This is a genomic window from Novosphingobium sp. MBES04 (assembly GCF_000813185.1).
GTDB lineage: Bacteria > Pseudomonadota > Alphaproteobacteria > Sphingomonadales > Sphingomonadaceae > Novosphingobium > Novosphingobium decolorationis.
In genome coordinates this window covers 415,228-438,165 of record NZ_DF850488.1, presented here as the reverse complement: position 1 = coordinate 438,165, position 22,938 = coordinate 415,228, and the positions used below count along the sequence as shown (strand labels likewise).

Here is a 22,938-nt window from a genome sequence, read left to right as displayed (position 1 = left end):
AGGCCTATGCAGAGTGGGCCTGTGCAGGAGAGCCGTCGGAGAAAGGGCCAACCGTCCGGTGACGGGTACCTCACGGGTCAGGTCTTCCATGCCTGGGACGTTCGCCGCCGAGGGCTCTGCGCCTTGCGGAGGGAGGGCGGCAGCGCGGACCGGAGTGGCCTCCTTCGCGGACGACATCTGAACGGGTCGCGTGGCCGCGTCGAAGGCGGGTGTCACGGGGGGCTGCATCGGCTCGGCAGCCATTTGCAGCCGGGTAACCGTTCCGGCAAGGGCGCCTTTGGAAGAGCCTTCCCCGGACGTTTGTCGGCCTGTCGGCACGGAAGGGGCGCTTGGAACCAACGATGCGCGGAGCGGCAGGACAGAACCCACCGCAGGGGGCGAGGCAGGTGATGCGGCGACGTGCGGGAGAGGGCCTGCCGGAGAGAGCGCTGCAGGCGATGCGGCGATGTGCGGGACGGAGCTCGCCGGAGAGGGCGAGGCAGGCGATGCGGCAACGTGCGAGACGGAGCTCGCCGGAGAGGGCGAGGCAGGCGATGCGGCAACGTGCGAGACGGAGCTCGCCGGAGAGGGCGAGGCAGGCGATGCGGCAACGTGCGAAACAGAGGCTGTCGGAGTGGGCGGCGCAGGCGAAGCGGCGACAGGCGGAACGGGCAAGTCGACGAGCAAGGCCAGCCATGGCGGCGTGAGCGGTGCGGGCAGGTCCGGTTCGCCCGGGGATGCCTCTGCGGCCACGTCCCAGGAGGCGCTGTCCGGGCCTGCCCCGGCGGCCTGCGGCGCGGCTGGCGGCAGCGGATCACCGATGGACGGCAAGGGCTTGCCGCCCGGCAGGTGTGCGATCGGGGGCAATGCGTCGCCGCTCGGTGCCTGGGCCGCGAGAGGGGTCGGCATGGGCAGGTGGGGAGTGGGAAGGGTGGCAGGAGCCGGCGCCGTGTCCCCTTCAAGCGAGGCAAGTCCCTGAAGTGTCGCTGAGAAGTTCGCGCCGGTGCCGCGCTCTCCGGGCACGCCGCCAGAACCCTCGTCCGACGTGGCGGGGCCGTTCAGGATCGTCCGGAGAAGGCCGAGGCCTTGGGAAGGTGCGTGCGGAGGGATCATCGAATACGGGTCCTTGGGCTTGCCATGGAAAGGACTATTCAAGCTCCGTGCCAGCTGCGCGGCGAGCGGAGAGAACGGGTGTTGCCGCCTGCTTGGCGATCATCCCTTCCTGCAGGGCCGCGCGCTCCTCGATGGCGGCACGGCGGCGCTCGGCTTCCGCGAGGTGCCTCTGCTTGGCATCGGCAATGGCGTGCGCGCGCTCGGCATCGCCCTGGGTCGTGCGCGAAAGGGTCTGGAGCCCGGAGACGAAACGCCCGATCTGGTGCAGCGCCGCGCCGTCGGTCGCGGTGCGGCGTGTGGCGTAGTCTTCGGCAAGGCGGCGGGTGCGCTCGGTCAGGGCCTGGAGCTGGGCCAGGGTCCCCTCGGCCTGGGCGGCTTCGGCCGCAGCGGTCTGGCGGGCGATGTCGCGCACCTTCTCCAGGCGGCGCAGGCGGGCGAGGCGCTTGTGGGCATCGGTCATCGATCAGCTTCCAAGCAGGGCTTCGAGCTGGCTGGCGCTGTCCTTGAGCGGCACGACCTCGCCGGCCCCTTGCGCCAGGAAGGCCGTCAACTTGCCGGTCATGGCAATCGCGCGATCAAGCTGGGCGTCGGCGCCGGGGCGGTAGGCGCCCATCAGCACGAGATCGCGGTTGGCCTCGTAGCTGGCCGTCAGCGCGCGGAAGGTGCGGGCGAGCTTCTGGTGCTCCTCGGGCACGATGTCGTTCATCACACGGCTGAGCGAGGCGGCAATGTCGATGGCCGGATATTGCCCGCGCTGGGCCAGTTCGCGGCTGAGCACGATGTGCCCGTCGAGGATCGAGCGCGCGGTGTCGACGACCGGATCGTCCTGGTTGTCGCCATCGGCAAGCACGGTGTAGAGCCCGGTGACCGAGCCATTGGAGGCGGCCGAGTTGCCCGCACGCTCGACCAGCTTGGTGATCGTGGCGAGCGCGGAAGGGGGATAGCCGCGCGCCGCGCCCGGCTCGCCCAGCAGCAGGCCGATTTCGCGCGCGGCGTGGGCGACGCGGGTCAGGCTGTCCATGATGAGCAGGACCTTGCGCCCGCGCGCGCGGAAATGCTCGGCCATCGAGGTCGCCAGCATGGCTCCGCGCAGGCGCAGGTTGGGGGCATGGTCGGCCGGAACCGCGACGACGACGGTTTTCTCCTTCATGGCGGCGTTCATGTGCCGCTCGACGAAGTCCGAGACCTCGCGGGCGCGTTCGCCGATGAGGCCGACCACGACAACGTCCGCGCCATTGCGGGCGAGCGAGGCACCGCGTGCAATCATGTCGATCAGCACCGACTTGCCCACGCCCGAGCCCGCCATGACGCCGATGCGCTGGCCCACGCCAAAGGTGGTGAGCGCGTTGAGCGCACGCACGCCGGTGTCGAAGGGAACGCGCACCGGGCTGCGATCGAGCGCGGAGGTGCGCACGCCGCCAGCGGGCCACTCGCCGCGCGTGTGAATGGGCAGGCCGCCGTCGATAGGCAGCCCTTCGCCATCGACCGCGCGGCCTAGGAACGCCTCGCCCACGGGCAGCATGCCCGGGCGTCCCTCGGGGATGACGCGCGCGCCGGGGCGCAGCAGGATCGTGTCGCCCAGCATCATCATCATCGTGCGTCCGTTGCGAAAGCCGATGACTTCGGCGAGCAGCGGCGCCTTGCGCCCGTCTGCGACCCGGCACATCGCGCCCACGGGAACAGCCAGGCCGCTCACTTCGAGCAGCCCTCCGTCGCAGGCCGTGACATAGCCGAAGCGGCGCGGGGCGAGGTCGACCGGCTCTGTGGCAAGGTCGCGCAGGATGGCTTCGCACATGTCCAGCATGAGGCCGCTCAGCAGTCGTGCAGCGCTTCGGCGATGGCCTCGCGCCAGGCGGCGGGGCCGTCCTCGATTCCGCCACTCGCGGTCTCGATGCGCAGCGCCCCGCGTTCGAGCTTGGGGTCGGCCTGGAGCGTCCATTGCTCGGCAAGGCGGGGGGAGACCAGCGCCATGTCCTCGGGGTTGAGACGGATCACGCGCTCGTCGTCGGCGCGCGCAAGCATGGCAACCGCGTTGGCGACCCGCCGCTCAAGCGCCTCGGTATCGAGCGCGAGCGGGGCCAGCGCGCTTTCGCACAGCGCCGCGACCGTTTCACGTAGGCGCAGGCGCAGCTGCTCTTCCAGTTCGGCATCGAGCCGGGCGAGCGAGAGGCACAGCGCCTCGCGCGCGGCCTCGTCGGCGCCTTGCTTTTGCGCAGCGGCCTGCTGGGCCTGTTCGAAACCGGCGGTAAAGCCCTGCGTAAAGGCATCGGCGAGCGGGTCCGGAGTATCCTCCTCGTGCGCGGTATCCTCGCGCGGAGAGGTCGGCGCTTCGTCACCTTCGGCGCTGCGCAGATTCCCGCCGTAGCGCAGGTCGGGCGTGAAGCCGCGCCGGTCGCCGTAGGGCTCGATCAGCTTGAAGCCAGGGCGGGGGAAGGCAAAGCCCAAATCAGACATATTCACCGTCTCCCGAACCCAGGATCAGCGAGCCGTCGGCCACCAGCTTGCGGGCAATGGCAACAACTTCCTTTTGCGCGGCGACGACGTCGGCCAGCTTGGTGCGCCCGCGCGCGGCGATCTCGTCCTTGACGCCGTCGGCGGCGCGGCTGGACATGGCGCGGAAGAAGAACTCGCGCTCCTCCTCCGAAATGCCCTTGAGCGAATCGATCAGCGTGTCGTTGCCGACATCGCGCAGGAGCACGCCCATCTGCTGGGGATCGAGCACGAAGAGGTGCTCGAACTTGAACATCTCCTCCTCCAGCTTCTTGGCCAGCGCCTTGTCCTTCTTGGCGATCTCGCTCATCACGCGCTTCTCGATGACCTTGCCCACTCCGTTGATGATCTCCGCAGCCTCCTTCATGCCGCCCATCTGCAGGGGGCGGCTGCCGTGGCACTGGGTGATGCGTTGGCTGAGCAGTTCCTCCAGCATGGCGATGGCCTGGGGCGAGACCGGGCCGATCGTCGCCACGCGGTGGATGATTTCGGAGTGCTGTTCGGGCGGGAGACCATGGAGGACCTCGGCGGCGACCAGCGGATCGAGCTGGACCAGCAGCACGGCGATGGCCTGGGGATGCTCGTCCTTGATGAGCGGGATCAGCGCGGAGGGATTGAGCCAGCGCGCCAGCTCCACCATCGAGCCCTTGGGCGCATCGGGCGGCACGATGCGCTGCATCAGATTGTCGGTCTTCACCTCGCCCAGCGCGCGGTGCATCATCATGCGGACCTGACCCACGCGGTCGTGCGAGGGCAGGCCGAGCGCTTCGGTCTTTTCCAGGAACCCGGTCAGGGCCTCGGCGATGACGTCCGGGCCGATGTCGCCCAGCGCACACATCTTTTCGCCCAGGAGCCGCAACTCGTCGGGCTCCAGTTCGGCGAGGATGCGGCTGGTCTGTTCCTCGTCCAGCAACATCATCATCACGGCAGCGTTGTCGGCCGCCTCGAAGGGGGCTGCCTCGCTCATCAGGCGGCCTTTGCCTCATCTTCGGTGGGCATGTGGTTGAGCATCTGGCGCAGCGCCTGCACCGCGCCGCCCGGGTTCTCCGCGACGAGCCCGCGGGCGAGCGTGATCTGGCGGTTGAGGAGCTCGGCGCGCGGCACGTATTCCTCTTCCTCTTCGGTGCCGGGTATGACCGGGCGTTCGGCGGGTATGGCCGGGGCCTCGAGCGCGGCGGGTTCGTCTTCGTCCTCGGCGGCGCCCTTGGCCTTCTTGCCTTTCTTGCCCTTGGCGCCCTTCACCTTGTCGCTTCGCACGGCCTTGACCATCGGGCGCACGCCCAGGAGCAGGACGAGAAGGACCGCGATGACCGCCGCCCCGTTGCGCACGAGCATGGCGAACCAGCTCGTCTCGTAGAAGGGCAAGGCGGTTTCGGGCGCGACCTCGAAGGCGCGGGTGATGACCTTGACGACATCGCCGCGCTGCGGGTTCGCGCCGACCGCCGCGCTGACGAGGGCCTCCAGGTCGGCGATCTGCTGCTGGTTGGCGCCCTTCATGGCTTCGGCGCTTATCGCCACGGCGACCGAAAGGCGCTGGACGCGGCCGGGACCGGTATTCGAGACCGAAACCTCGCGGCCCAGTTCGTAGGTGCGGCTCGACGAGCTTTCGCCATTTGTCGGGGGCGGCGTCTGCGCGCCCTGGGCCTGTCCCGGCGTGCCCTGCGGCGCGCCCGGCTGGGCCTGGGTCTGCGGCGGGGGCGTGTTGGCGAGCACGCCGGGCACGCCCACGGCGGCGCCTCCGGTGCTGGATTGCGACTGCTGCTGCGTTTCGCTGCGCACGACGCCGTCCTTGTCGTAGCTTTCGCGCGCGGAGGTCACCTCGTCCATGTTGAGGTCGACCTGGATCTCGGAGGTGAAGTTGCCTTCGCCCAGCATGGGCGAGAGCAACTGGGCGACCTGTTCGCGCAGCTTGGCTTCCATTCGGGCCTGGAGGTCGAGCCGGTCGGAATCGACGCCCTGGCCCAGCTGCGAGAGGAGGCGTCCGTGCTGGTCGATCACGCGCACGGCATCGGGCGAAAGACCCGGTACCGATCCGGCGACGAGGTTGACCACGGCGCTGACCTGCCCGTCGGTCAGGCTGCGGCCACGGGCCAGGCGCACCATGACCGAGGCGGACGGGGGAACGTTGTCGCGCACGAAGACCGATTTCTCGCCTGCGGCCAGGTGCACGCGCACGCCTTCCACGCCATCGATCTCGCGGATGGTCATCTGCAGGTCGGCCTCGCGCGCGGCGCGCAGGCGCTCGCCCTCGAGCGTGCGACTGGCGCCCATCGGCAGGCTGTCGAGCATCTGGGCGCCACTTTCGGGCACGGCAAGCGCGCCGTCCGAGGCGACCAGCATGCGCGCGCGATAGAAGTCGCCCTCCGCCACGGTCAGCGCGCCGGTGGAATTGTCGATGCGGTAGTCGATCGCGGCCTGGTCGAGCGCGGCGGCGACACTGGCGCGTTCGCTGTCGCCGAGCTGGGCGTAGAGCACGCGCTGGGGATCAGGGGCCATGGCGCTCCAGGTCAGGAGCGCGGCGCCGATCGCGGCCAACCCGACGAAGACCGGCAGGACCTTGCGCACCGCGGGCTGCGTGGTGAAGGCCGAGAGGCGCGTAAGGACAGGCCCGCCGGCGGGGTCGGTGAAGGGCGCGAAGAGCGAAGGCGCGGCGGGCAGTTGCGCGCCGCCTGCGGGGGCGGGGACGAGGTCGGCCATGGCTTAGCGTCAGACCCCCATCCGCATGATGTCCTGATACGCGCTCAGGAGCTTGTTGCGCACCTGCATGGTCGCCTCGAAGGCGATCCCCGCTTCCTGGCGCGCGAGCATGACCTGTGCGACGTCGGTAACCTCGCCGGTCTGGTACGCGCTGGAGAGCGTTTCGGCGCGCGACTGCACCGAATTGACGCCCTCAAGCGCGGAGCGCAGCGTGTCGGCAAAGCCGGGCGCGGGCGCACCGTTGCCGGTGGGGGCAGGAAGGAGGCCCGTGCCTGCTACCGAGGGGCCTTCGGGCGAATGGATCGCGCGCAGGGTCTGGTTGCGCTCGATGATCTGCGCGCGCATGTCCATGATCTGCTGGATGCCGCCCTCGCGGGCACTGACAGGGGAGACCGTGCTCATCGACGGCCTCCGGCGGCGCGGGCGCCACAATTGCGGCCGATCTCGATGCCCGCTTCACGGAGCGAGGCAAGACGATACCGCAAGGTACGCTCCGAAATGCCGAGTTCGCGCGCGGCCTGCTGGCGGTTGCCACCACAGGTCTCGAGCGTCTCGACGATGGCGCGGGCCTCGGACTGCTGAACGATGTTGGAAAGGCGTCCCTTGCTGTCGGGCGTCACGGCATCGCCTGCGGCCTCGGCGCTGCGCCGTTCGTCCTCGAAGGGGGAGAGCAGGCGTGCCGGGCTGTCGAAGACGATGTGCTGCGGGGCAATGACATCACTGTCGAAGGCGAGGAGGAGCGCGCGGCGCACCACGTTCTCCAGTTCGCGCACGTTGCCCGGCCAGGCGTGGAGCTTGAGCATGACGAGCGCGGCTTCGCTGAAGCAGGGGACCCGGCCCGGCGTTTCGGCGTGGCGCAGCGCCATCGCGTAGGCGAGCGGGGCGATGTCCTCGGGCCGCGCCTTGAGTGCAGGCAGCTCGAGCGGGAAGACATTGAGGCGGTAGAACAGGTCGGCGCGGAAACGGCCTTCGGCGACTTCGGTGGGAAGATCGCGGTTGGCGCAGGCGATGACGCGCACGTCGAGCGGGATCGCCTGGGTCGAGCCGATCGGCACGACTTCCTGTTCCTGCAGCGCGCGCAGCAGCTTGGCCTGGAGCGAAAGCGGCAGTTCGGCGATTTCGTCGAGCAGCAGCGTGCCCCCGTTGGCCGCGCGCATGAAGCCCTCGCTCGCTTCGGTCGCGCCGGTAAAGGCGCCCTTGCGGTGGCCGAACAGCATGGCCTCGAGCATGGTCTCGGGCATCGCGGCGCAGTTGACGGCCACGAAGGGCCCCTTGCGGCGCGCGCTGCGGCCATGGATGAAGCGGCTCAGCACTTCCTTGCCGGTGCCGGTGGGGCCGTTGATGAGCACGGGAATGTTGCTGGCCGCGATGCGTTCGGCCAGCGCCAGGACCGAGAGGCTGAGGGGATCGGCGGCAATCGGGTCGCCCGGGGCGGCCATGGCGGCGAGCAGCATGGCCAGCGCGGTTTCGCCCAGCGGATCGCCGTAGCCGATGTCCACGCGCTGCGCGTCATGGGTCAGGCTGGCAGCCGAGCCGCGTTTGAGCGTGACCGTGCGCGTGCTGGAACGCGCGGGCGCGGAGTCGGCGTGATCGCGCAGATCGATGTCGGTGTGGTCGATCAGGCCTCCGGCGACCGCGCTGGCGCGCTGGACGAGCGGGCCGTGAAGGCGGCCGAATTCCGGGCTGAAGGTCAGACCTGGCATGATTCTATTATCCCCGTGGAAGCAACCAATTTCCAAGACACGGGTATCGCGCGAGAACGGCCAACGTTTTGAGAATTTAAGGGCGTGTGGATTCCCGTAGCCCCGCGAAACCATCGCGAAGGATGGCTGCAGTGCAGCACGAAGCGCGCAAACGCTGCGAATTTTTTCGCTTAAACTTCGCGCCGTCCTGCCGGTCTAGGTCCTGACAGCCAGTCCGGATGGGCCGGGTGGCTCGTCCGGCTTCGGGACAAGCCAACGGGAGCTAACTACAATGTCAGTCATCAATACCAATATCAGTGCGATCAAGGCTTCGAACGCGTCGAACTCGGCGAACAAGATGCTGGGCACTGCGATGGAGCGCCTGTCGACCGGCAAGCGCATCAACTCGGCCAAGGACGACGCGGCCGGTCTTGCCATCGCCACCTCCATGACCTCGCAGATCAAGGGCATGAGCCAGGGCATCCGCAACGCCAACGACGGCATCAGCCTTGCCCAGACGGCCGAAGGCGGTCTGTCGGAAGTCTCGAACATGCTCCAGCGCGTGCGCGAACTGGCGATCCAGTCGGCCTCGGGCACCTACCAGGACTCGGACCGCACCGCGATGCAGTCGGAAGTCACCGCACTGACCGAGCAGATCGACGACGTTCTCAGCCAGACCAAGTTCAACGGCAACACGCTATTCTCGACCACCTCGGGCACCGATGTTACCTTCAACATCCAGACCGGTGCGAATTCGGGTGAGACGATCACGCTGACCTCGACCGCGATCGATGGCACGAACCTGGGTACGGCGCTTGACGTGTCGACCGCAACGGCAGCTTCGACCACGCTCGACAACGTCGATGCCGCACTGGCCGACGTCAACTCGACCCGCGCCTCGCTGGGCGCTGGCCAGAACCGCCTCGAATCGGCGATCAACAACCTCACCAACAACGTGACGAACCTCTCGGACGCCCGTTCGCGTATCGAGGACGCCGACTACTCCAGCGAAACCACGCAGATGGCCAAGGCGCAGATCCTGAGCCAGGCCTCGACCGCGATGATCGCGCAGGCCAACCAGAGCCAGCAGAACGTGCTCTCGCTGCTGCGTTAATCTTGATGAATGTGCATGGCCTGCCCTGACCAGGCAGGCCTCAAGTTGGGCCCGGCGGTGTTTCCCCAGACCGCCGGGCCCTTTTGCGTTCGGCGCGTTCGAGGCGTGTCAGTCCGGCAGCCAATCGGCCTTCCACTTGCCGCGGCTCACCCGGCGGATGGACTCCCCACATTTTTTGCATGTGCCCACGAAGTGCAGCCCGTCCCAGGTCGCCTCGGAGCGGACCGGGGTATGGCGTCCCAGACGGCAGCGGATGACTTGAGGCAGCTTGAGCATGGAATTCCTAGCACTGAAGGGGGCTGAAAAATGCGATGAATCGTGGCTGGCGAGGGTTAATCACAGGGTAAGGATGATCGCGCGCAACGTTTTCTTTTGCGTGTGAAATATTTTTATTATGTCGGGTTTTTTGATTTTTAGCGTTTCTTTTCAGTGTGATGGATTGCCAGGCAGGCCCATTGGCGGGCCTGCCTGAAGATAAAGAAGACAGTGGCTCAGTTCAGTCGTCCGACTTGTCGTAGACAAGTGAGAAGGTGACAGGGACCTGCGCGGTGATGGCCGGGAGCCCGGCCAGTTCCTGCAACTGGGAAAGGCCTTCGCCGAGGGCGTAGTTCGCCGCGTCCAGAATGATCGGACTGGTCGTTTCCACTTCCACCTTGTCGGGCGCGATCCGGGTCACGGCGAGGCTGGTCTCGATCGGAGCCTTCGTGCCGTGCAGCTCGAGCGTGGCGGTGATCGGAACGATGGACTGCTCACCAAGGCCCAGGCCGGACAGCGTGGCCGGATCGATCTTCGCACTGACCTTGGCCTGCGGGAAGTCGGCGACCTGGAAGAGGATGTCACGCATGCGCTGGTCGCGCACATCGACGTTGGTGTTCACCGAGGCGAGATCAACGGCGAAACTGGCCGTGCCGTCCTCGGCGACCGAGCCGGAGAGATCGCCAAAACTGTGCGCTTCGACGACCTGGCCAGCCTTGATCGTGACGAAGGCGAGACGCGAGGCTTCCGTGTCCAGCTCCCAGTTCCCGGCGAGCGGTTCGGGCGCGCTTTCGTCAGGGGCAGAGGAACAGGCTGCGGCAAGCAGGGCAGCGCTGGCAGGAAGGGCAAGAAAAAGGCGGCGCATTGGTAGATCCTCCTGAGGGGTAGGTCGCAGTCACCGGGCGAGCGCCTTGCGGCCGCACGCCAGCCCCGCGCCGATTTCAGGGCGGGGAGACCGGGACTTAAGAGTGGGAAGAGGGCCTACGCAAGGGGATGCGTGCAATTGTATCCATTGCAATGCTGTGCAGTGCCATTTTGCCTGCATTCGTGTTGCCGAATGGGCGTGTACGTCAGTCCAGCAAGGTGATCGAAATACGCCGGTTGCGCGGATCGTTCGGATCGCCGGGGATCAGCAGTTCCTTGTCGGCGACGCCCTCGATCCGGCGGAAGCGGTCCTCGGGCAATCCGTCGCGCAGGAGGGCCTGGCGCGTGGCTTCGGCGCGTCCGGCCGAGAGCGACCAGTTGTTGCCCTTGGTGCCGGGCAGGAAGGGCAAGGCATCGGTATGCCCGCGAATGGTGAGCTGCGCCGCGTTCGGGCCCACGGCTTGCGCGATTGCGCCCAGGAGTTCGCTCGCATCGGGCGTCAGGACCGTGGTGCCCAGGCGGAACATGGCGAAATCGGCGTCGTCGACAAGGTCGATCCGCACCCCTTGCGTGGTGTCGACAAGGCGCACCTGCTTGGCAAGGCGGCGCAGCCGTTCGGACGAGCGCAGCTTGGCTTCGAGCGATTCCTTGGCGCGGGTCGTGCGCTTGACCTTCGAGCCGCCCTCCTTGGGCCCTCCCTCGGGGCCGCGCGGGATAGTCAGCGCCTTGGTGCCGGTCTGGCCCATGGCGTGGGGGTAGTTGTCGGCGTCGGTGAGCGAGGAGCCCCCCAGGAGGCCGCCGGCCGAACCGGCGGACTGCTTGCGCGTCTGCACCAGGGTCGGCGTGAAGTAGTCGGCAATGCCCTTGCGCTGCTTTTCGGTGGTCGCGCCCAGGATCCACAGAAGGAGGAAGAAGGCCATCATCGCGGTCACGAAGTCGGCATAGGCCACCTTCCAGGCGCCGCCGTGGTGGCCGCCTTCGACCACCGTGACCTTCTTGACGATGATCGGGGCGAGCGGCTCCTCCTTCTTCTTGGCCACGATCAGCGTCCCCGCATCGCGTCAAGCAGTTCGGAAAGGCCCGGGCGGAAGGCATGGCCAAGGCCCGAGCGCGCGCTTTCCACGACGAGGGGCTGGGGCCAGCCGTGCAGGCTGGCGATGATGACCTGCTTCACGCAGTGGAAGATCATCTCGTCCTGGTCGTTGATCTGCTTGAGGCGCCCGGCCATCGGCGCGACGATGCCGTAGGCCAGCAGCACGCCCATGAAGGTGCCGACGAGCGCGGAGCCGATCATCTCGCCCAGAACCGAAGGCGGCTTGTCGATCGAGCCCATCGTCTTCACCACGCCCAGCACGGCCGCGACGATGCCAAGTGCAGGCAGCGAGTCGGCCAGGTTCTGGATCGCGTGCTGGGGTTCGTGGAACTCGTGGAAGTGGGTTTTCATCGCGTTGTCCATCACATCCTCGACCGCGTGGACTTCCAGCGTGCCCGAGGACACCACGATCAGCGTCAGCGTGTCGCAGATGAGATCGGTCAGCGCGTGGTTGGCGAGGATGCGGGGGAATTCGGCAAAGAGTGAGGAGGACTTGGGCTCGTTGACGTGGCTTTCCAGCGCCACCGGCCCTTCCGAGCGCAGGATCTTCATCAGCCGCACGGTCAGCACGATGACGTCGATGTGGTCCTGCTTGTTGTGCTTGGGGCCCTTGAGCACGCGCGCGAAGCCGCCGCCCAGGACCTTGAGTTCGTGCATCGAGTTGCCGGTGACGATGGCGCCTACCGCCGCGCCGCCGATGATGAGCATCTCATGAGGGATGGCGTGCATCACGGGGCCGAGCGCACCGCCCGTCATGGCGAAACCGCCAAAGACCATCACCAGCAGGATCACGATCCCGATGATTGCAAACATGGTTAATCTTCCTCGTCAAGGCGAAGCCCGGCGCGCTTTTTGGAGAAGCGGCCGGGCCGGCGGGCGGGATCAGAGCTTGTCGAACAGGGACAGCCCGGCGAGCTTGGTGAAGCTGGCCTGGCTGGCTTCCAGAACGGTGAGCGTTTCCTGCAAGGTGGCGATGGTGGTGGCGATGTCGGTCGCGCCGATGTTCGATTCCTCGCTCTGGCGCAGTTCCTGGAGGTCGATGCGGCGGTTGTCGGTGAGCTCGATCCAGGCGAGGCGTGTGCCGATCACGGTCTGGCCCGTGGTGAGCGTGTCGAGCCCGGTCTGGAGGTTGCCCAGCGCCTCGCGCGCGGCGCCGGTCGGATCGGGCGTGCCGCTCTGCAGCGCCACGGCGAGCGCCTTGATGGTCGCCATCGTATCGCTGGGATTGCCCGCGGTGTCGGTGAAGGACAGGAACTGGGGGCCGGGCATCGAGCGGGTCACGCTCTGCCCTTCGCCGAGCGGCAGGTTGCTGGTGTTGGGCGTACCGACATAGACCGCGTTGCCCCCGGCATCGAGGCCATAGGCATCGCCCGCGCTTTCGCCTCCGAAGAGGGCATGGCCGTTGGAATCGCGCGCGTTCGAGAGGCCCACGAGATTGCCGAAGATCTGCTCCAGTTCCTGCCCGATGGCGGTGCGCTGGCTGTCGGTGATGGTGCCGTTGGCGGCCTGCGCGGCCAGTACCTGCGCGCGGATGATGGCATCGGCCATGTCCGACATCGCCGCATCGGCCAGCGTCAGGTCGGCGTTGGCGCGGCTGGCGTTGGCGGCATCGATCTCGGAGAGCTTTTCCAGGCGTCCCAGCGCACGCAGGCGCGAGGCGGCGACCGGATCGTCGGACGAGCGGGTCAGCTTCTCGCCGCTGCCCAGCTGCGCCTGCAGCGTTTCGGCCTGCGAGCGCAGGTCCTTCATGTCGGCGCGGGCCCGTTCGTAGAAGGCGCTGGTACTGGTGGAGACGATCGGCATGGCTAGACCCTTCAGCGGATGGCCAGGATGGAATCAAAGATGTCGGAGGCGACCTGCATGACGCGCGCGTTGGCTTCGAAGGCCTGCTGGAAGCGCACGAGGTTGACCGCCTCCTGGTCGAGGTCGACGCCCGCCTGCGCCTGGAGCGCCACGCGCGCGGTGCTGGCAATGGAATCGAGCGCATCGCGCGTCACCCGGCGTCCGGCCACCGCGCTGGAAATGCCGAAGAGCAGGGTGTCCATGTCGCCCGCCGGATCGGCGGCGGACAGCGCGCTGCGCATGGCTTCGAGGTTGGAGACATCGCGGCTGTTCGCGCCGGCCCCGGCAGGGGCGGTGGCGACGGCCGCGCCGTTGGCCGCGATCATGCGGATGTCCGCCGCGCCGGTGCCCGAAAAGAGCGGCTGTCCGGGATTGCCATCAAGGTCGACACCCGCGGCTTGCGCGGCGTTGATGGTGGTGACGATCTCGGCGGCAATCGCGTCGAGTTCGGCGCGGGTGGAGGCGGCCTGCGTCAGCGACAGGCTCTTGCCCGCGAGCTGGCCGGAGGAAATCGCTGTCGGTGTGCCATCGAGGCTGAAGGAGATCGTGCCGTCGGCAGCGGTCGCCATGGCAAGGCTGCGGGTGGTCCCGCCGTTGACGAGATCGGTGCCCGAAGGCCCGCCCAGCGTAACCGTCACCACGCCGGTATCAGGCGCGAAGCTGATGCGCGTGTCGACGTACTGCGACAATTCCTGGAGCAGCATGTCGCGCTGGTCGAGCTGCGCGGTCTGGTCGCTCGAGGCGTCCGAGGCGCGCGAGAGGCGCAGGTTCACGCGCGCCAGTTCGGAGGCGATGCGGTTGACGTTCTCGACGCCTTCGCCCGCTTCGAAGCGCAGCCCATCGCCCACCGCATCGAGGCTGGAGGCCGCGACGTTGAGCGTTTCGGAAAGTGTGCGCCCCTGTTCGAGGACGCCCGCGCGCAACGGTCCGTCGGTGGGATCGGACAGCAGAGCCTGCAGCCCTGCCTCGAAATCGACGATCGAGGTGTAGACCCCGGTCTGCTCGACCGCGGATTCGATGTTTTCGAGGCCCTGGACTTCGGCCGCCGCGCGCGCGGCATCGGCTCCGGTCCGGCGCACTTCGCCCTGGCGGAACTGGTCGGCGTTGCGCACGATACCCGCCACCGCAACCCCGGCGAGGTTGATCGAGGTGGGTGTCGAGCTGACCGTGCCGACGGCCACTTCGGCGAGCGAGACCGAGCGCCGCACGTACCTTCCGAGGAAGCGTTGGCGATGTTGTTGGAGGTGATCTCCAACGCAGTGCGGGCCGCGCGGGTGCCGCTGCGGGCCATCGAGATGAGGTCGGACGGCATGGCTTAGCGGTCTCCGGAGGTGGCAGGGGGGGCGGCAGCAGGCTCGGTGGGAGCCTCGGGCGGCAGGTGGCGTGCAAGCTGAGCCTCGATCACGCTGGCAAGGCCCAGCGTGCCGGTCTGCGCGGCGATCTCGGCAAAGCGCTCGTCCTGCATCTGGCGAAACGTGTCGAGCGCGCTGCTGGAGAAGATGCCGTCCTTGTCGAAGTGGGTTTTGCGCGCTTCGGCGAGCATCTGGCGCACGAAGATCGCCTCGAACTGCTTGGCGGCCTGCGCCAGTTCCTCGCGCGCGGTGGCCCCGGGTGTGCGGTCCATGCCCTTTTCAGGCGAGAGGATGAGGCTGGTCGAGGGGGCGGAAGCGTTGATCATATCACCACCATCTCGGCCTTGAGGGCACCGGCCTGCTTGAGCGCTTCGAGGATTGCGACAAGGTCGGACGGGGTGACGCCCAGGAGGTTGAGCGCGTCGACCACCTGCGAGAGCGAGGCACCCGGCTGGAACAGCGCGACGGCGCGGCTTTCTTCCTCGGCGGAAATGTCGGAATTGGGCTCGATCGCGGTTTGGCCGCGGCTGAAGGGCGCGGGCTGGACCACCATCGGGTCTTCGTCGACGCGGACGGTGAGCTTGCCATGGCTGATCGCGGCGGGCGCGAGCCGCACGGCCGAATTGATGACGACGGTGCCGGTGCGCGAATTGACGATAACGCGCGCGGGCGTTTCGGCAGGCTGGATCTCGATCATTTCGATCGCGGCCATGACGCTGGCGCGGGTGTTCGATTCGATGGGAAGCGTGAGGGCCAGCGTCACACCATCCTCGACCGAGGCGGTGCCGGGCATGCGCTGGTTGATCGCATCGCGCACGCGCGAGGCAGTGAGGAAATCGGCGGCAAAGAGGTTCCAGCGCAGTGTCTGCTGGCTGTCGAAACCGGTTGCGACCGCGCGCTCGACCGAGGCCCCCTCGGCGATGCGGCCCACGGTCGGGATGTTGACCGTCAGCTTGGAGCCGTCGTTGGCCGAGATGCCGAGCCCGCCGACCGCGAGGTTGCCCTGCGCCATCGCGTAGATCTGGCCATCCGCGCCGTAGAGCGGGGTGATGATGAGCGCGCCGCCGCGCAGCGACTTGGCCTTGCCGATGGTGGAGACCGTGACGTCGATGCGCTGGCCGGGCTTGGCAAAGGCGGGAAGGTCGGCGGTGACCATGACGGCCGCCGCGTTCTTGAGCCCGGGCGCGACGCCTGCGGGCAGGGTCAGGCCCATGCGGCCCGAGACGCCCTTCATGGCCTGCGTCAGGTATTCGAGGTTGTCATCGCCCGTGCCCGGAAGACCCACGACGATGCCATAGCCGGTGAGCTGGTTGGAGCGTACGCCCTGGAACTGCCCAAGATCGCGCACGCGTTCGGCGTGGGCGTGGACGGGCGCCAGGTAGACGGTGAGCGCGGCGAAGAGCGCGGCCAGCATCCAGGGAAGATTACGCTGCATCCAGCCCCCCATCAGAACGGCGAAATCAGGTTGAAGAAGCGCCCCAGCCAGCCCTGCTTGCTGGCCCGCTGGAGGGCGCCCTTGCCGGAATATTCGACATGGGCATCGGCCACGCGGGTCGAGGCGATGGCGTTGTCCTGGTCGATGTCGGCCAGGCGCACGATGCCGGAAAACCGGACCCATTCGTCTCCCTGGCTGAGCAGCATCTTCTTCTCTCCCTTGACCAGTGCGGTGCCATTGGCGCGCACTTCGGCGATGGTGACGGAAATTGTGGAGACGAGACTGCTGGTCTGCGCTGCACTTCCCTGACCATTGAACGACGAGGAGGAGCTGGCGTTAAGGGCGTTGGGGTTGAGGAAGGAGAGGAGACCGGCCGTGGGCGGGATGATCGAGGCGCCCCCGCTCTTGCCGTTGCTGGACGAAACGGCCTTGGAGGCGGTGGTGGTCTCGAGAAGGATGATGGTCAGCGGATCGCCCACGCGCGTGGCGCGGTTGCCCTGGTAGAGGGGCGCATAGCCGACCGAGGCGGAGAAGATCCCGCCCGTGGGCACAGCCCCGGCGCTCGCGGCTTCGACGATCGGCAGCGTGGCCTCGAAACCGGAGGGCTTGGGCTTCTTCTTCGCTTCTGCCTGGAGCGGAAGGACAAGGGCGAGAAGCGCGAGGGCGAGGGAGAGGGAGATAGTGCGGGACATGATCACAGCGTCTGGTTGGCGTTGCGCAGCATTTCGTCGACCGCCGAGATCATCTTGGAATTGATCTCGTAGGCGCGCTGGGTCTCGATCATGTCGACCAGCTCCTCGACGATGTTGACGTTGGAGGCCTCGAGCATGCCCTGGCGCATCGCGCCGCGCCCTTCGGTTCCTGCAACGCCGATCTGCGCCGGGCCGCTGGCGGCGGTTTCCAGCATGAAGTTGTCCGACATCGCCTGGAGCCCCTGCGGGTTGGTGAAGCTGGCGATGGTGATCTGGCCGATCTGCGAGGGATCGGCCTGCCCGGCCAGCTGCGCCGACACGGTGCCGTCCTCCGAGACCGAGATCGTCGTCGCGTTCTCGGGGATCGTCACCGGAGGCTGCACCGCATAGCCCTGCGAGGTGACGAGCAGGCCCTCGGACGAACGGCTGAAATTGCCCGCGCGGGTATAGGCCAGCTGGCCGCCGGGCAGGGTGATCTGGAAATAGCCATCGCCATCGAGCGCGAGGTCGAGGCTGTTGCCGGTCATTTGCAGAGAGCCCTGCGTCTCCATGCGCGTGGTCGACTGGACGCCCACGCCCGTACCCAGGTTCAGGCCGATGGCGTAGGTCGTCTCGTTCGAGGAGGCGGCACCGGCCACGCGCGCGTCCTGGTAGGCCAGCGTCGCGAAGTTGGCGCGGTCGCGCTTGAAGGCGGTGGTCGAGACGTTGGCGAGGTTGTTCGCGATCACGCGCATGCGCGTGTCCTGGGCTTCGAGACCGGTGCGGGCGACCTGGAGGGCGGATGAGGGCATGGGACGTTTCCTGTGGAGACGGTGAGGGGGCTATCAGTCGAGGCGCATCAGCCGCGTGCCGCCTTCGTCGAGCTGGCGGGCGGTTTCGATGAGCTTGGTGCGAAGATCGAAGAGGCGCTGCGCCGAGATCATCTCGACCAGCACTTCGGAGGCGTTGACGTTGGACTGCTCCAGCGACTGCGGGATCAGGCGCGCGTTCGCGTCCACCGGCAGCACGCCGAATTCGGTCGGGCTGCCGGGGATGCCGTCACCCGGAACGCGGAACTGTCCGGCCAGCGTCTTGGTGATGGTCGAGCCGGTGGTGGAGACCAGCTTCATCACGTCGAGCCGGGCTGGCGGCGCTTCGGGCACGGCCGGATCGGCCATCAGCAGCGCGCCGTCCGGGCCGATCGTGATGCGCGCGCCGGGGGGCAGGGTGATCGGGCCGTTCTGGCCGATCACCGGCAGCCCGTCGCCATTCTGGAGGACGCCCGTCACGGTGACCGAGAGATCGCCGCGGCGGGTATAGGCCTCGCCCCCGTCGTCGGCCTGGACGGCCAGCATGGTGTCGCCCGAAAGCGCCACGTCGAGCGGGTTGCCGGTGTTCACCACCGCGCCGTCCTTCATCATCGCGCCCTTGACGTCGGCGCTCGACATGGCGCGCACCTGGAGCTGCGGGCCTTCGAGCGTCATGGGCGTGGCGTTGAGAACCTCGGCCTTGAAGCCGATGGTCTGGGCGTTGGCCATGTTCGAGGCGATCACGCGTTCGCGTGTCATCGAATTGGCCATGCCCGAAAGCGCGGTGTAGATCAGGCGATCCATGGGTCAGGTCCGGTCCGAGCGCCGATCAGGTGCGCAGGTTGATAATGGTCTGCGAGAGCTGCGTGGCGGTATCCACGGCCTTGGCGTTGGCCTGGAAGTTGCGCTGCGCGGTGATCAGCGAGACCAGTTCTTCGGCGATCTCGACGTTGGAGCGTTCGAGCGATCCGGCCATGAGCGAACCGTAGAGGCCCGAGCCTGGCTGGCCATAGCTGGCGGCGCCCGAAATGCCGGTCGCCGTCCAGCTGGCGTTGCCTTCCTGGCGCAGGCCCTGGGGCGAGATGAAGTTGGCGAGCGCGAGCACGCCCACGGTTTCGTTCGAGCCATCGGCGTACGTGGCGACGACCGAGCCGTCGGACATGATGGTCACCCCGGCGAAGTCCTCGCCCGCGGTGTTCTGCGCCGGGATCTGCGCGTCCTGAAGCGTGGTCAGCGAAGTGATCGCGCCCGAGGCATCGACCGGAAAGACCTGAAGGCGCATGTTCTGGGCGTTGCGGATGTAGCCGTTGCCATCGACCGAGAACGAGCCGGCACGGGTATATGCGGTCTCGCCCGAGAGTGGGGAGACGACGGTGTAGAAGCCTTCACCGTTGACCGCGACATCGAGCGCCGAGCCGGTCTGCTCGATGGGGCCGAGCGAAAACTCCTGCATGATCGCGCTGACCCGCGCGCCGATACCGGTGGTGAGCGAGGGATCGGTCAGGATCGAGGAGGAGACGATGTCGGCAAAGGCGGTGTCGCTCTTCTTGAAGCCGGTGGTCTCGGCGTTGGCGATGTTGTGCGCGATGACGTTGAGGTCGGTCTGCGCGTTCTTGAGGCCGGTCAGCGAGGTGTAATAGGACATCGGACGTGACTTTCGTTGCGCGCGCTCAGGCGGCGGGGGTGGTGGGAGAAGCGGTGTTGGCGTTGGCCGCGTTCAGGGCCTCGACCTGGGTGGCAAGCGCGGCGACGGCGCGCTGGGTGGCAAGGCCGGTCTGGTTCAGCGTGTCCATCTGCGTGGAAATGCGGGACAGCGTGTCGCCCATCTCGGTCGTCCCCGCGAGCGAGGAGAACTGCGCCATCTGGGCGAGCATGGCGGTCTGGTCCATCGGCTCGAAGGGATCCTGCTGCTGGAGCTGGGTCATCATCAGCTTGAGGAAATCGGCCTGGCCCAGATCGCCGAGCGAATTGCGCGGTGTATCGCTGGTCGTTGTGGTCGGCGTTGTCGGCAGGCCGGTGGTGATCGAGGTGACGGTCATTTGAGCCTCATCGTTTCGAGCATGAGCTGCTTGGCGGTGGAGAGGGCCTCGAGCAGGTTCTGGTACTGGCGCGAGGCTTCGAGCATCTCGACCATCTCCGCGTTCTCATCGACGGGGGCGGCCCAGACATCGCCGTTGGCATCGGCGAGCGGGTGCTCGGGGGTGTGCTGGCGCAGCGCGGCGGCGTTCTCGCGCACCACGCCGCGCACATCGACCGAGGCGAGGCCGCTGGCGGCGTCGAGGTCGGCGGCGAAGACGGGACGGATCGGCTTGTAGGCTTCCCCCTCGCTGGCCGAGACGGTGCCCGCGTTGGCAAGGTTCGAGGCCGCCGCGTTCATCCGCACCATCTGCGCGGACATGCCGCGCTGGGCGAGGGTGAAGAGCGTCATGGGCGAATTGGCCATGATCAGTCTCCCCGCAGCGCGCGCTTGAGGGTATCGACCCGGCCGCGGATGAATTCGAGCGTGGTCGAATAGCCGACCGCGTTCTCGGAAAAGGCGAGCTGTTCGTTGGGCAGCTCCACCGTGTTGCCGTCGAGCGCGGGCATCACCGGGACGCGGTAGCGCGTGGCGTGCTCGGCTGCGGTTTCGAGCGCGGTGCCGTTCTGCGCGGCGCCGAGGGCCGCTGTAAAGTCGATGTCCTTGGCCTTGTAGCCCGGCGTCGCGGCGTTCGCGATGTTCGAGGCAATGAGGCCCATGCGCTGCGAGCGCAGTTCCAGGGCCTTGCCGTGAATGCCGAAGAGGTCCTGCGGCATGATCGCTCCTTCGTGTGCCGGCCAGGTAGGGGCCGGGGTGGTCCTTGCCGCAGGGAAACGCGGCGGTTCGGTCCGGTATTCGCAAGGCATGTGCCAAATGCGCGAGGCGCGCGATTTCGGGCCTTTACGGGCGTTGCGGACCGCGTGAGGCCCATGCGCGGCAAGGCTTTGCCGGAAGGGCGGCAAATGCAGGGGCAAGCCTGAAAAAGACCGGCGCGCGCCGTTCTTGGCTGAAGAGACCCGTCGTCAAAGGACAGCCCGGCCCGTTATCAATCCCGAAAATCTCGTCGATGCGACGTCCGCGCTGATCGTGGGCGGGGGCACGCTGCTTGCGACTTTGCTGCGCTGCGGGTTCACCGACAGCGGGGCGGCCTGTGCCGCGCTGCGCCGCCTCGTGCGAAAGCGCTTCGACGCGGCGAGCTTCAAGGCCGAGCTGGCCGTTCACGTTCAGGATATGCGCCAGGACGGCGTGATCCGCACCGAGCCGCACTTGTCCGGCGATGCCGAGTTCGACGAGGCGACCGGGGCTCTGATCGGCTCGCGGTCGGTGGCCTCGCTCCACGCCGCGCACATCGCACACAAGCGCCGCCGCGCGGCGCGGTCGATGCGCGCGGTGCGCACGCTCAACCAGGCCGCCGACCTTTCGCCCGTGCTGGGGCTGGCCGGCACGCTGATTTCGCTCAGCCAGCTTCCGGCGGGCAGCGGGCAGGATGGCAACTTCACCAGCGCGATCGCCATGGCCGTGCTGACGACGCTCTATGGCCTGCTTCTGGGGAACATGGTCTTTGCCCCGCTCGCGCGCGCGGTTGCGCGGCGCGCCTCGGAGGAGGAGCAGGCCCGCCAGGAGGTGCTCGACTGGCTGGAGAGCCAGGTTGGCGTCGCCCTGCCGCGCCATGCCGATGAGGCGCATGTGCCTGCGAACGGACAGGGGCGGCGCAAGTGAGCGGGCGCGCCACGGTCAGTTGGCAGACCTCGCTGGCCGATCTTTCGCTGATCCTCTTCATGGTCACCGCCGCCGCGGTCAGTACGGCGCCTTCGCCCAAGCAGGGCGGCAAGGCACCGGCGGCCATGCGGCAAGAGATTGCCGGTCGTTCGCAGCGGGCCGAGCCGCTCTCGGTCTACATCGCGCTTCCCGATGCGCCGCCCTTGGCGCAGTGGCTGACCCAGCAGGCACCCGACCCGCGCCAGCAGCTGACCATCACCGCACCTTACGAGGCCGCGCGGGTGCAGAGCCGCGCCGCCGCGCTCGAAGCCGCGCTGGCGCTGGCGGGCGAGGCGCGCGAGGCAGGGCTGGCCGCCCGTATCGTGCTGGAGCCGGGGCAGGGGGTGATCCGGGCGGAGCTCGCTTTCGATGCCGCCGGGTTGCCGCGCTGAAGGCGTTGCGGGTGGCGGCATCTGGCATGAAGATTGCTGACTGGCCGGGACGAAATGTCCGTTCGCAAGGAAACACGTTCCGCGCATGAGCTTGAGTACGATCCTGATGGCGCTGGCCGCCGGAGGCGCTACCTACGCCGATCTCGACGCGATCGACCGGCAGGTCGCGGCCTTCACCGGCGCGCCCGTGGGCGCGGTCGGCGGGGCGATCACGCCGCTCGACCGGCGCCTGCGCCTCCAGCGTTGCCAGAGCAGTCTTGCGCTGTCCTGGCGCGGCCCTTCCAAGGACAGTGTCGTCGTCCAGTGCGCCGATGTCGGGGGCTGGCGTCTTTTCGTCCCCGTACGCAGTGCGCCGCCGCCCGCTTTCCAGCCGCCCGTGCGTGAGCCCGACGCGATCAATCGCGGGGATGCCCTCAGCATCGCCGTGACGGGGCAGGGCTTTACTGTCTCACAGCCGGGCGAAGCCTTGGAATCGGGTCCTGTCGGCGCGTGGATCCGGGTCCGCCTGGCCACCGGGCAACGGGGGCGGGGCGAGGAAATGCGCGCGCGGATCGTGCGGCCGGGTCTCGTCAGTGTGCCTCTGCCGTGATCGCATCGGGATTTGGCTTTGAAAGCAAACGATAACGCAAGGTTTCGATCGTTGCTCTGAGGTGGCCCTTAAAGCCGGATCGAAACCGCCGTTCTGAGCAGCAGACTATTTGAAGGAGCGGTACAATGCCACCTATCGAAGTGGGACCTGCGCAGTCGATCGGATCGATCCCGTCGCGTCCGGCCCGCCCGTCGGGCGGTGAAGAACTTGCAGCGGTCGCCTCGTCGGCCCCGGCCTCGGCCCGGCCCGAGGCGAACCCGGCCCCGAGCCTGCCTGCCGTGGAAACTTCGGCGGCGCTCGATCCCGGTGCTGCGCCGGTCGACACCGACCGCGTCTCGCAGATTCGCAAGGCCGTGGAAGCCGGCACCTACCCCCTCGTTCCGGCCCAGATCGCCGACGCCATGATCGCGGCGGGCGTCATGCTGCGGACACCCAAGTAACATGACCGGGGGCGAGCTTTCCGGCACCTTGCGGCAGATGCTTGCCGTGCTCGAGACCGAGCGGCAGGTGCTTGCCGCGCTCGACCTCGACGGCATCGTCGGGGCGACGGGGGCGAAGGACCGCCTGTGCAGCGAACTCGACCACCTGCAGCGCGCCGACCTCGACGAGGAATGCCGCGGTCTGCTCGACACTGCACGGCGCCTCAACGAGGTGAACCGGCAGGTGCGCAACATCCTGGCCGCCAATGTCACACGCCGTCTCGATGCGCTGACCGGCAGTCCGCAGCTCTACCGCGCGTCGGGCACTTACGCCGTGGCCGGCGCCCGCGTCTGAGGGGCGTGCTGG

General features: G+C 67.8%; 28 protein-coding genes and 1 pseudogene. 7 read left to right on the top strand and 22 right to left on the bottom strand.

All coding sequences use genetic code 11. The features are described 5' to 3' along the window. Positions 1 to 445: 445 nt before the first annotated feature. Complete coding sequence (locus MBENS4_RS01955; protein ID WP_039388376.1) at positions 446 to 958, top strand: hypothetical protein; 513 nt, start codon at positions 446 to 448, stop codon at positions 956 to 958. A gap of 168 nt (positions 959 to 1,126) precedes the next feature. Here the strand turns inward: MBENS4_RS01955 and MBENS4_RS01950 are convergent, their stop codons facing one another. From MBENS4_RS01950 to MBENS4_RS01920, 7 genes are read right to left on the bottom strand one after another with little or no spacing between them, the layout of a single operon-like run. Further along, positions 1,127 to 1,552 carry a hypothetical protein gene (locus MBENS4_RS01950; RefSeq protein ID WP_039388375.1) on the bottom strand — a complete coding sequence of 142 codons (426 nt, stop codon included), beginning with the start codon at positions 1,550 to 1,552 and terminating at the stop codon, positions 1,127 to 1,129. Positions 1,553 to 1,555: 3 nt separating this feature from the next. Then, positions 1,556 to 2,896, bottom strand: coding sequence for a FliI/YscN family ATPase (locus MBENS4_RS01945; protein ID WP_039388373.1), 1,341 nt, complete (start codon positions 2,894 to 2,896; stop codon positions 1,556 to 1,558). Between the two features lie 8 nt (positions 2,897 to 2,904). Then, positions 2,905 to 3,546: a FliH/SctL family protein gene (locus MBENS4_RS01940; protein ID WP_039388372.1), complete on the bottom strand. Its 642-nt coding sequence runs from the start codon at positions 3,544 to 3,546 to the stop codon at positions 2,905 to 2,907. Further along, positions 3,539 to 4,549: a flagellar motor switch protein FliG gene (gene fliG, locus MBENS4_RS01935; protein WP_039388371.1), complete on the bottom strand. Its 1,011-nt coding sequence runs from the start codon at positions 4,547 to 4,549 to the stop codon at positions 3,539 to 3,541. Before fliG ends, MBENS4_RS01940 begins: the two co-directional genes overlap by 8 nt. Continuing rightward, positions 4,549 to 6,279 (bottom strand): flagellar basal-body MS-ring/collar protein FliF, encoded by a 1,731-nt coding sequence (gene fliF / locus MBENS4_RS01930; protein ID WP_039388369.1) that lies wholly within the window; start codon positions 6,277 to 6,279, stop codon positions 4,549 to 4,551. The genes fliG and fliF overlap by 1 nt, the downstream gene beginning before the upstream one ends. A gap of 9 nt (positions 6,280 to 6,288) precedes the next feature. Then, positions 6,289 to 6,681 carry a flagellar hook-basal body complex protein FliE gene (gene fliE / locus MBENS4_RS01925; RefSeq protein ID WP_039388367.1) on the bottom strand — a complete coding sequence of 131 codons (393 nt, stop codon included), beginning with the start codon at positions 6,679 to 6,681 and terminating at the stop codon, positions 6,289 to 6,291. Beyond that, positions 6,678 to 7,982, bottom strand: coding sequence for a sigma-54 interaction domain-containing protein (locus MBENS4_RS01920; RefSeq protein WP_039388365.1), 1,305 nt, complete (start codon positions 7,980 to 7,982; stop codon positions 6,678 to 6,680). The genes fliE and MBENS4_RS01920 overlap by 4 nt, the downstream gene beginning before the upstream one ends. A 271-nt stretch (positions 7,983 to 8,253) precedes the next feature. On the opposite strand from MBENS4_RS01920, the gene MBENS4_RS01915 reads away from it, so the two are divergent. Next, on the top strand, positions 8,254 to 9,075 hold the full coding sequence (locus tag MBENS4_RS01915; RefSeq protein WP_039388364.1) for a flagellin N-terminal helical domain-containing protein: 822 nt from the start codon (positions 8,254 to 8,256) through the stop codon (positions 9,073 to 9,075). Positions 9,076 to 9,571: 496 nt separating this feature from the next. Here MBENS4_RS01915 and MBENS4_RS01910 read toward each other — a convergent pair whose 3' ends face one another. The 15 genes and pseudogenes from MBENS4_RS01910 to flgB form a co-directional block, all read right to left on the bottom strand. Then, positions 9,572 to 10,195, bottom strand: coding sequence for a YceI family protein (locus tag MBENS4_RS01910; RefSeq protein WP_039388362.1), 624 nt, complete (start codon positions 10,193 to 10,195; stop codon positions 9,572 to 9,574). A 205-nt stretch (positions 10,196 to 10,400) separates the two neighbouring features. After that, complete coding sequence (locus MBENS4_RS01905; RefSeq protein ID WP_039388361.1) at positions 10,401 to 11,234, bottom strand: flagellar motor protein MotB; 834 nt, start codon at positions 11,232 to 11,234, stop codon at positions 10,401 to 10,403. A gap of 2 nt (positions 11,235 to 11,236) precedes the next feature. Beyond that, entirely contained in the window at positions 11,237 to 12,100 is an 864-nt protein-coding gene (gene motA, locus MBENS4_RS01900) for a flagellar motor stator protein MotA (RefSeq protein WP_039388360.1), read from the bottom strand. A 69-nt stretch (positions 12,101 to 12,169) separates the two neighbouring features. Then, positions 12,170 to 13,090 carry a flagellin N-terminal helical domain-containing protein gene (locus MBENS4_RS01895; protein ID WP_039388358.1) on the bottom strand — a complete coding sequence of 307 codons (921 nt, stop codon included), beginning with the start codon at positions 13,088 to 13,090 and terminating at the stop codon, positions 12,170 to 12,172. Between the two features lie 11 nt (positions 13,091 to 13,101). Further along, positions 13,102 to 14,337, bottom strand: a complete 1,236-nt coding sequence (locus MBENS4_RS01890) for a flagellar hook-associated protein FlgK (RefSeq protein WP_242404741.1) — start codon at positions 14,335 to 14,337, stop codon at positions 13,102 to 13,104. Positions 14,338 to 14,375: 38 nt separating this feature from the next. Further along, positions 14,376 to 14,420 (bottom strand): annotated as a pseudogene (locus tag MBENS4_RS27330) (hypothetical protein); the annotation flags it as partial. 24 nt (positions 14,421 to 14,444) lie between these two features. Further along, on the bottom strand, positions 14,445 to 14,807 hold the full coding sequence (locus MBENS4_RS01885; RefSeq protein ID WP_039388356.1) for a rod-binding protein: 363 nt from the start codon (positions 14,805 to 14,807) through the stop codon (positions 14,445 to 14,447). Beyond that, positions 14,804 to 15,916, bottom strand: a complete 1,113-nt coding sequence (locus tag MBENS4_RS01880) for a flagellar basal body P-ring protein FlgI (RefSeq protein ID WP_052322306.1) — start codon at positions 15,914 to 15,916, stop codon at positions 14,804 to 14,806. Before MBENS4_RS01880 ends, MBENS4_RS01885 begins: the two co-directional genes overlap by 4 nt. A gap of 11 nt (positions 15,917 to 15,927) precedes the next feature. Next, positions 15,928 to 16,608: a flagellar basal body L-ring protein FlgH gene (locus MBENS4_RS01875; protein ID WP_052321935.1), complete on the bottom strand. Its 681-nt coding sequence runs from the start codon at positions 16,606 to 16,608 to the stop codon at positions 15,928 to 15,930. A 2-nt stretch (positions 16,609 to 16,610) separates the two neighbouring features. Continuing rightward, the gene (gene flgG / locus MBENS4_RS01870) at positions 16,611 to 17,399 is read right to left on the bottom strand and encodes a flagellar basal-body rod protein FlgG (protein ID WP_039388352.1); all 789 of its coding nucleotides are present in this window, start codon (positions 17,397 to 17,399) and stop codon (positions 16,611 to 16,613) included. A gap of 33 nt (positions 17,400 to 17,432) precedes the next feature. Next, on the bottom strand, positions 17,433 to 18,200 hold the full coding sequence (locus tag MBENS4_RS01865; RefSeq protein WP_039388346.1) for a flagellar basal body rod protein FlgF: 768 nt from the start codon (positions 18,198 to 18,200) through the stop codon (positions 17,433 to 17,435). Between the two features lie 25 nt (positions 18,201 to 18,225). Beyond that, positions 18,226 to 19,041 (bottom strand): flagellar hook-basal body complex protein, encoded by an 816-nt coding sequence (locus MBENS4_RS01860; RefSeq protein ID WP_039388345.1) that lies wholly within the window; start codon positions 19,039 to 19,041, stop codon positions 18,226 to 18,228. A gap of 25 nt (positions 19,042 to 19,066) precedes the next feature. Next, entirely contained in the window at positions 19,067 to 19,435 is a 369-nt protein-coding gene (locus MBENS4_RS01855; RefSeq protein WP_039388343.1) for a flagellar hook assembly protein FlgD, read from the bottom strand. Next, positions 19,432 to 19,839: a flagellar basal body rod protein FlgC gene (flgC, locus tag MBENS4_RS01850; RefSeq protein ID WP_039388341.1), complete on the bottom strand. Its 408-nt coding sequence runs from the start codon at positions 19,837 to 19,839 to the stop codon at positions 19,432 to 19,434. Before flgC ends, MBENS4_RS01855 begins: the two co-directional genes overlap by 4 nt. Before the next feature lie 2 nt (positions 19,840 to 19,841). Continuing rightward, entirely contained in the window at positions 19,842 to 20,189 is a 348-nt protein-coding gene (flgB, locus tag MBENS4_RS01845) for a flagellar basal body rod protein FlgB (RefSeq protein ID WP_039388339.1), read from the bottom strand. A 226-nt stretch (positions 20,190 to 20,415) separates the two neighbouring features. Here flgB and MBENS4_RS01840 point away from each other — a divergent pair, with 226 nt between their 5' ends. The 5 genes from MBENS4_RS01840 (at position 20,416) to MBENS4_RS01820 (ending at position 22,926) form a co-directional block, all read left to right on the top strand. Next, positions 20,416 to 21,132, top strand: a complete 717-nt coding sequence (locus MBENS4_RS01840) for a MotA/TolQ/ExbB proton channel family protein (protein ID WP_242404740.1) — start codon at positions 20,416 to 20,418, stop codon at positions 21,130 to 21,132. Beyond that, positions 21,129 to 21,563: a hypothetical protein gene (locus MBENS4_RS01835; RefSeq protein WP_039388333.1), complete on the top strand. Its 435-nt coding sequence runs from the start codon at positions 21,129 to 21,131 to the stop codon at positions 21,561 to 21,563. The genes MBENS4_RS01840 and MBENS4_RS01835 overlap by 4 nt, the downstream gene beginning before the upstream one ends. Before the next feature lie 85 nt (positions 21,564 to 21,648). After that, a complete protein-coding gene (locus MBENS4_RS01830) occupies positions 21,649 to 22,152 on the top strand; it encodes a flagella basal body P-ring formation protein FlgA (RefSeq protein WP_039388331.1) in 504 nt (167 codons plus the stop codon). A 125-nt stretch (positions 22,153 to 22,277) separates the two neighbouring features. Next, the gene (locus tag MBENS4_RS01825) at positions 22,278 to 22,592 is read left to right on the top strand and encodes a flagellar biosynthesis anti-sigma factor FlgM (protein WP_039388324.1); all 315 of its coding nucleotides are present in this window, start codon (positions 22,278 to 22,280) and stop codon (positions 22,590 to 22,592) included. Between the two features lies 1 nt (position 22,593). Continuing rightward, positions 22,594 to 22,926 carry a flagellar protein FlgN gene (locus MBENS4_RS01820; protein ID WP_242404739.1) on the top strand — a complete coding sequence of 111 codons (333 nt, stop codon included), beginning with the start codon at positions 22,594 to 22,596 and terminating at the stop codon, positions 22,924 to 22,926. Positions 22,927 to 22,938: the final 12 nt, after the last annotated feature.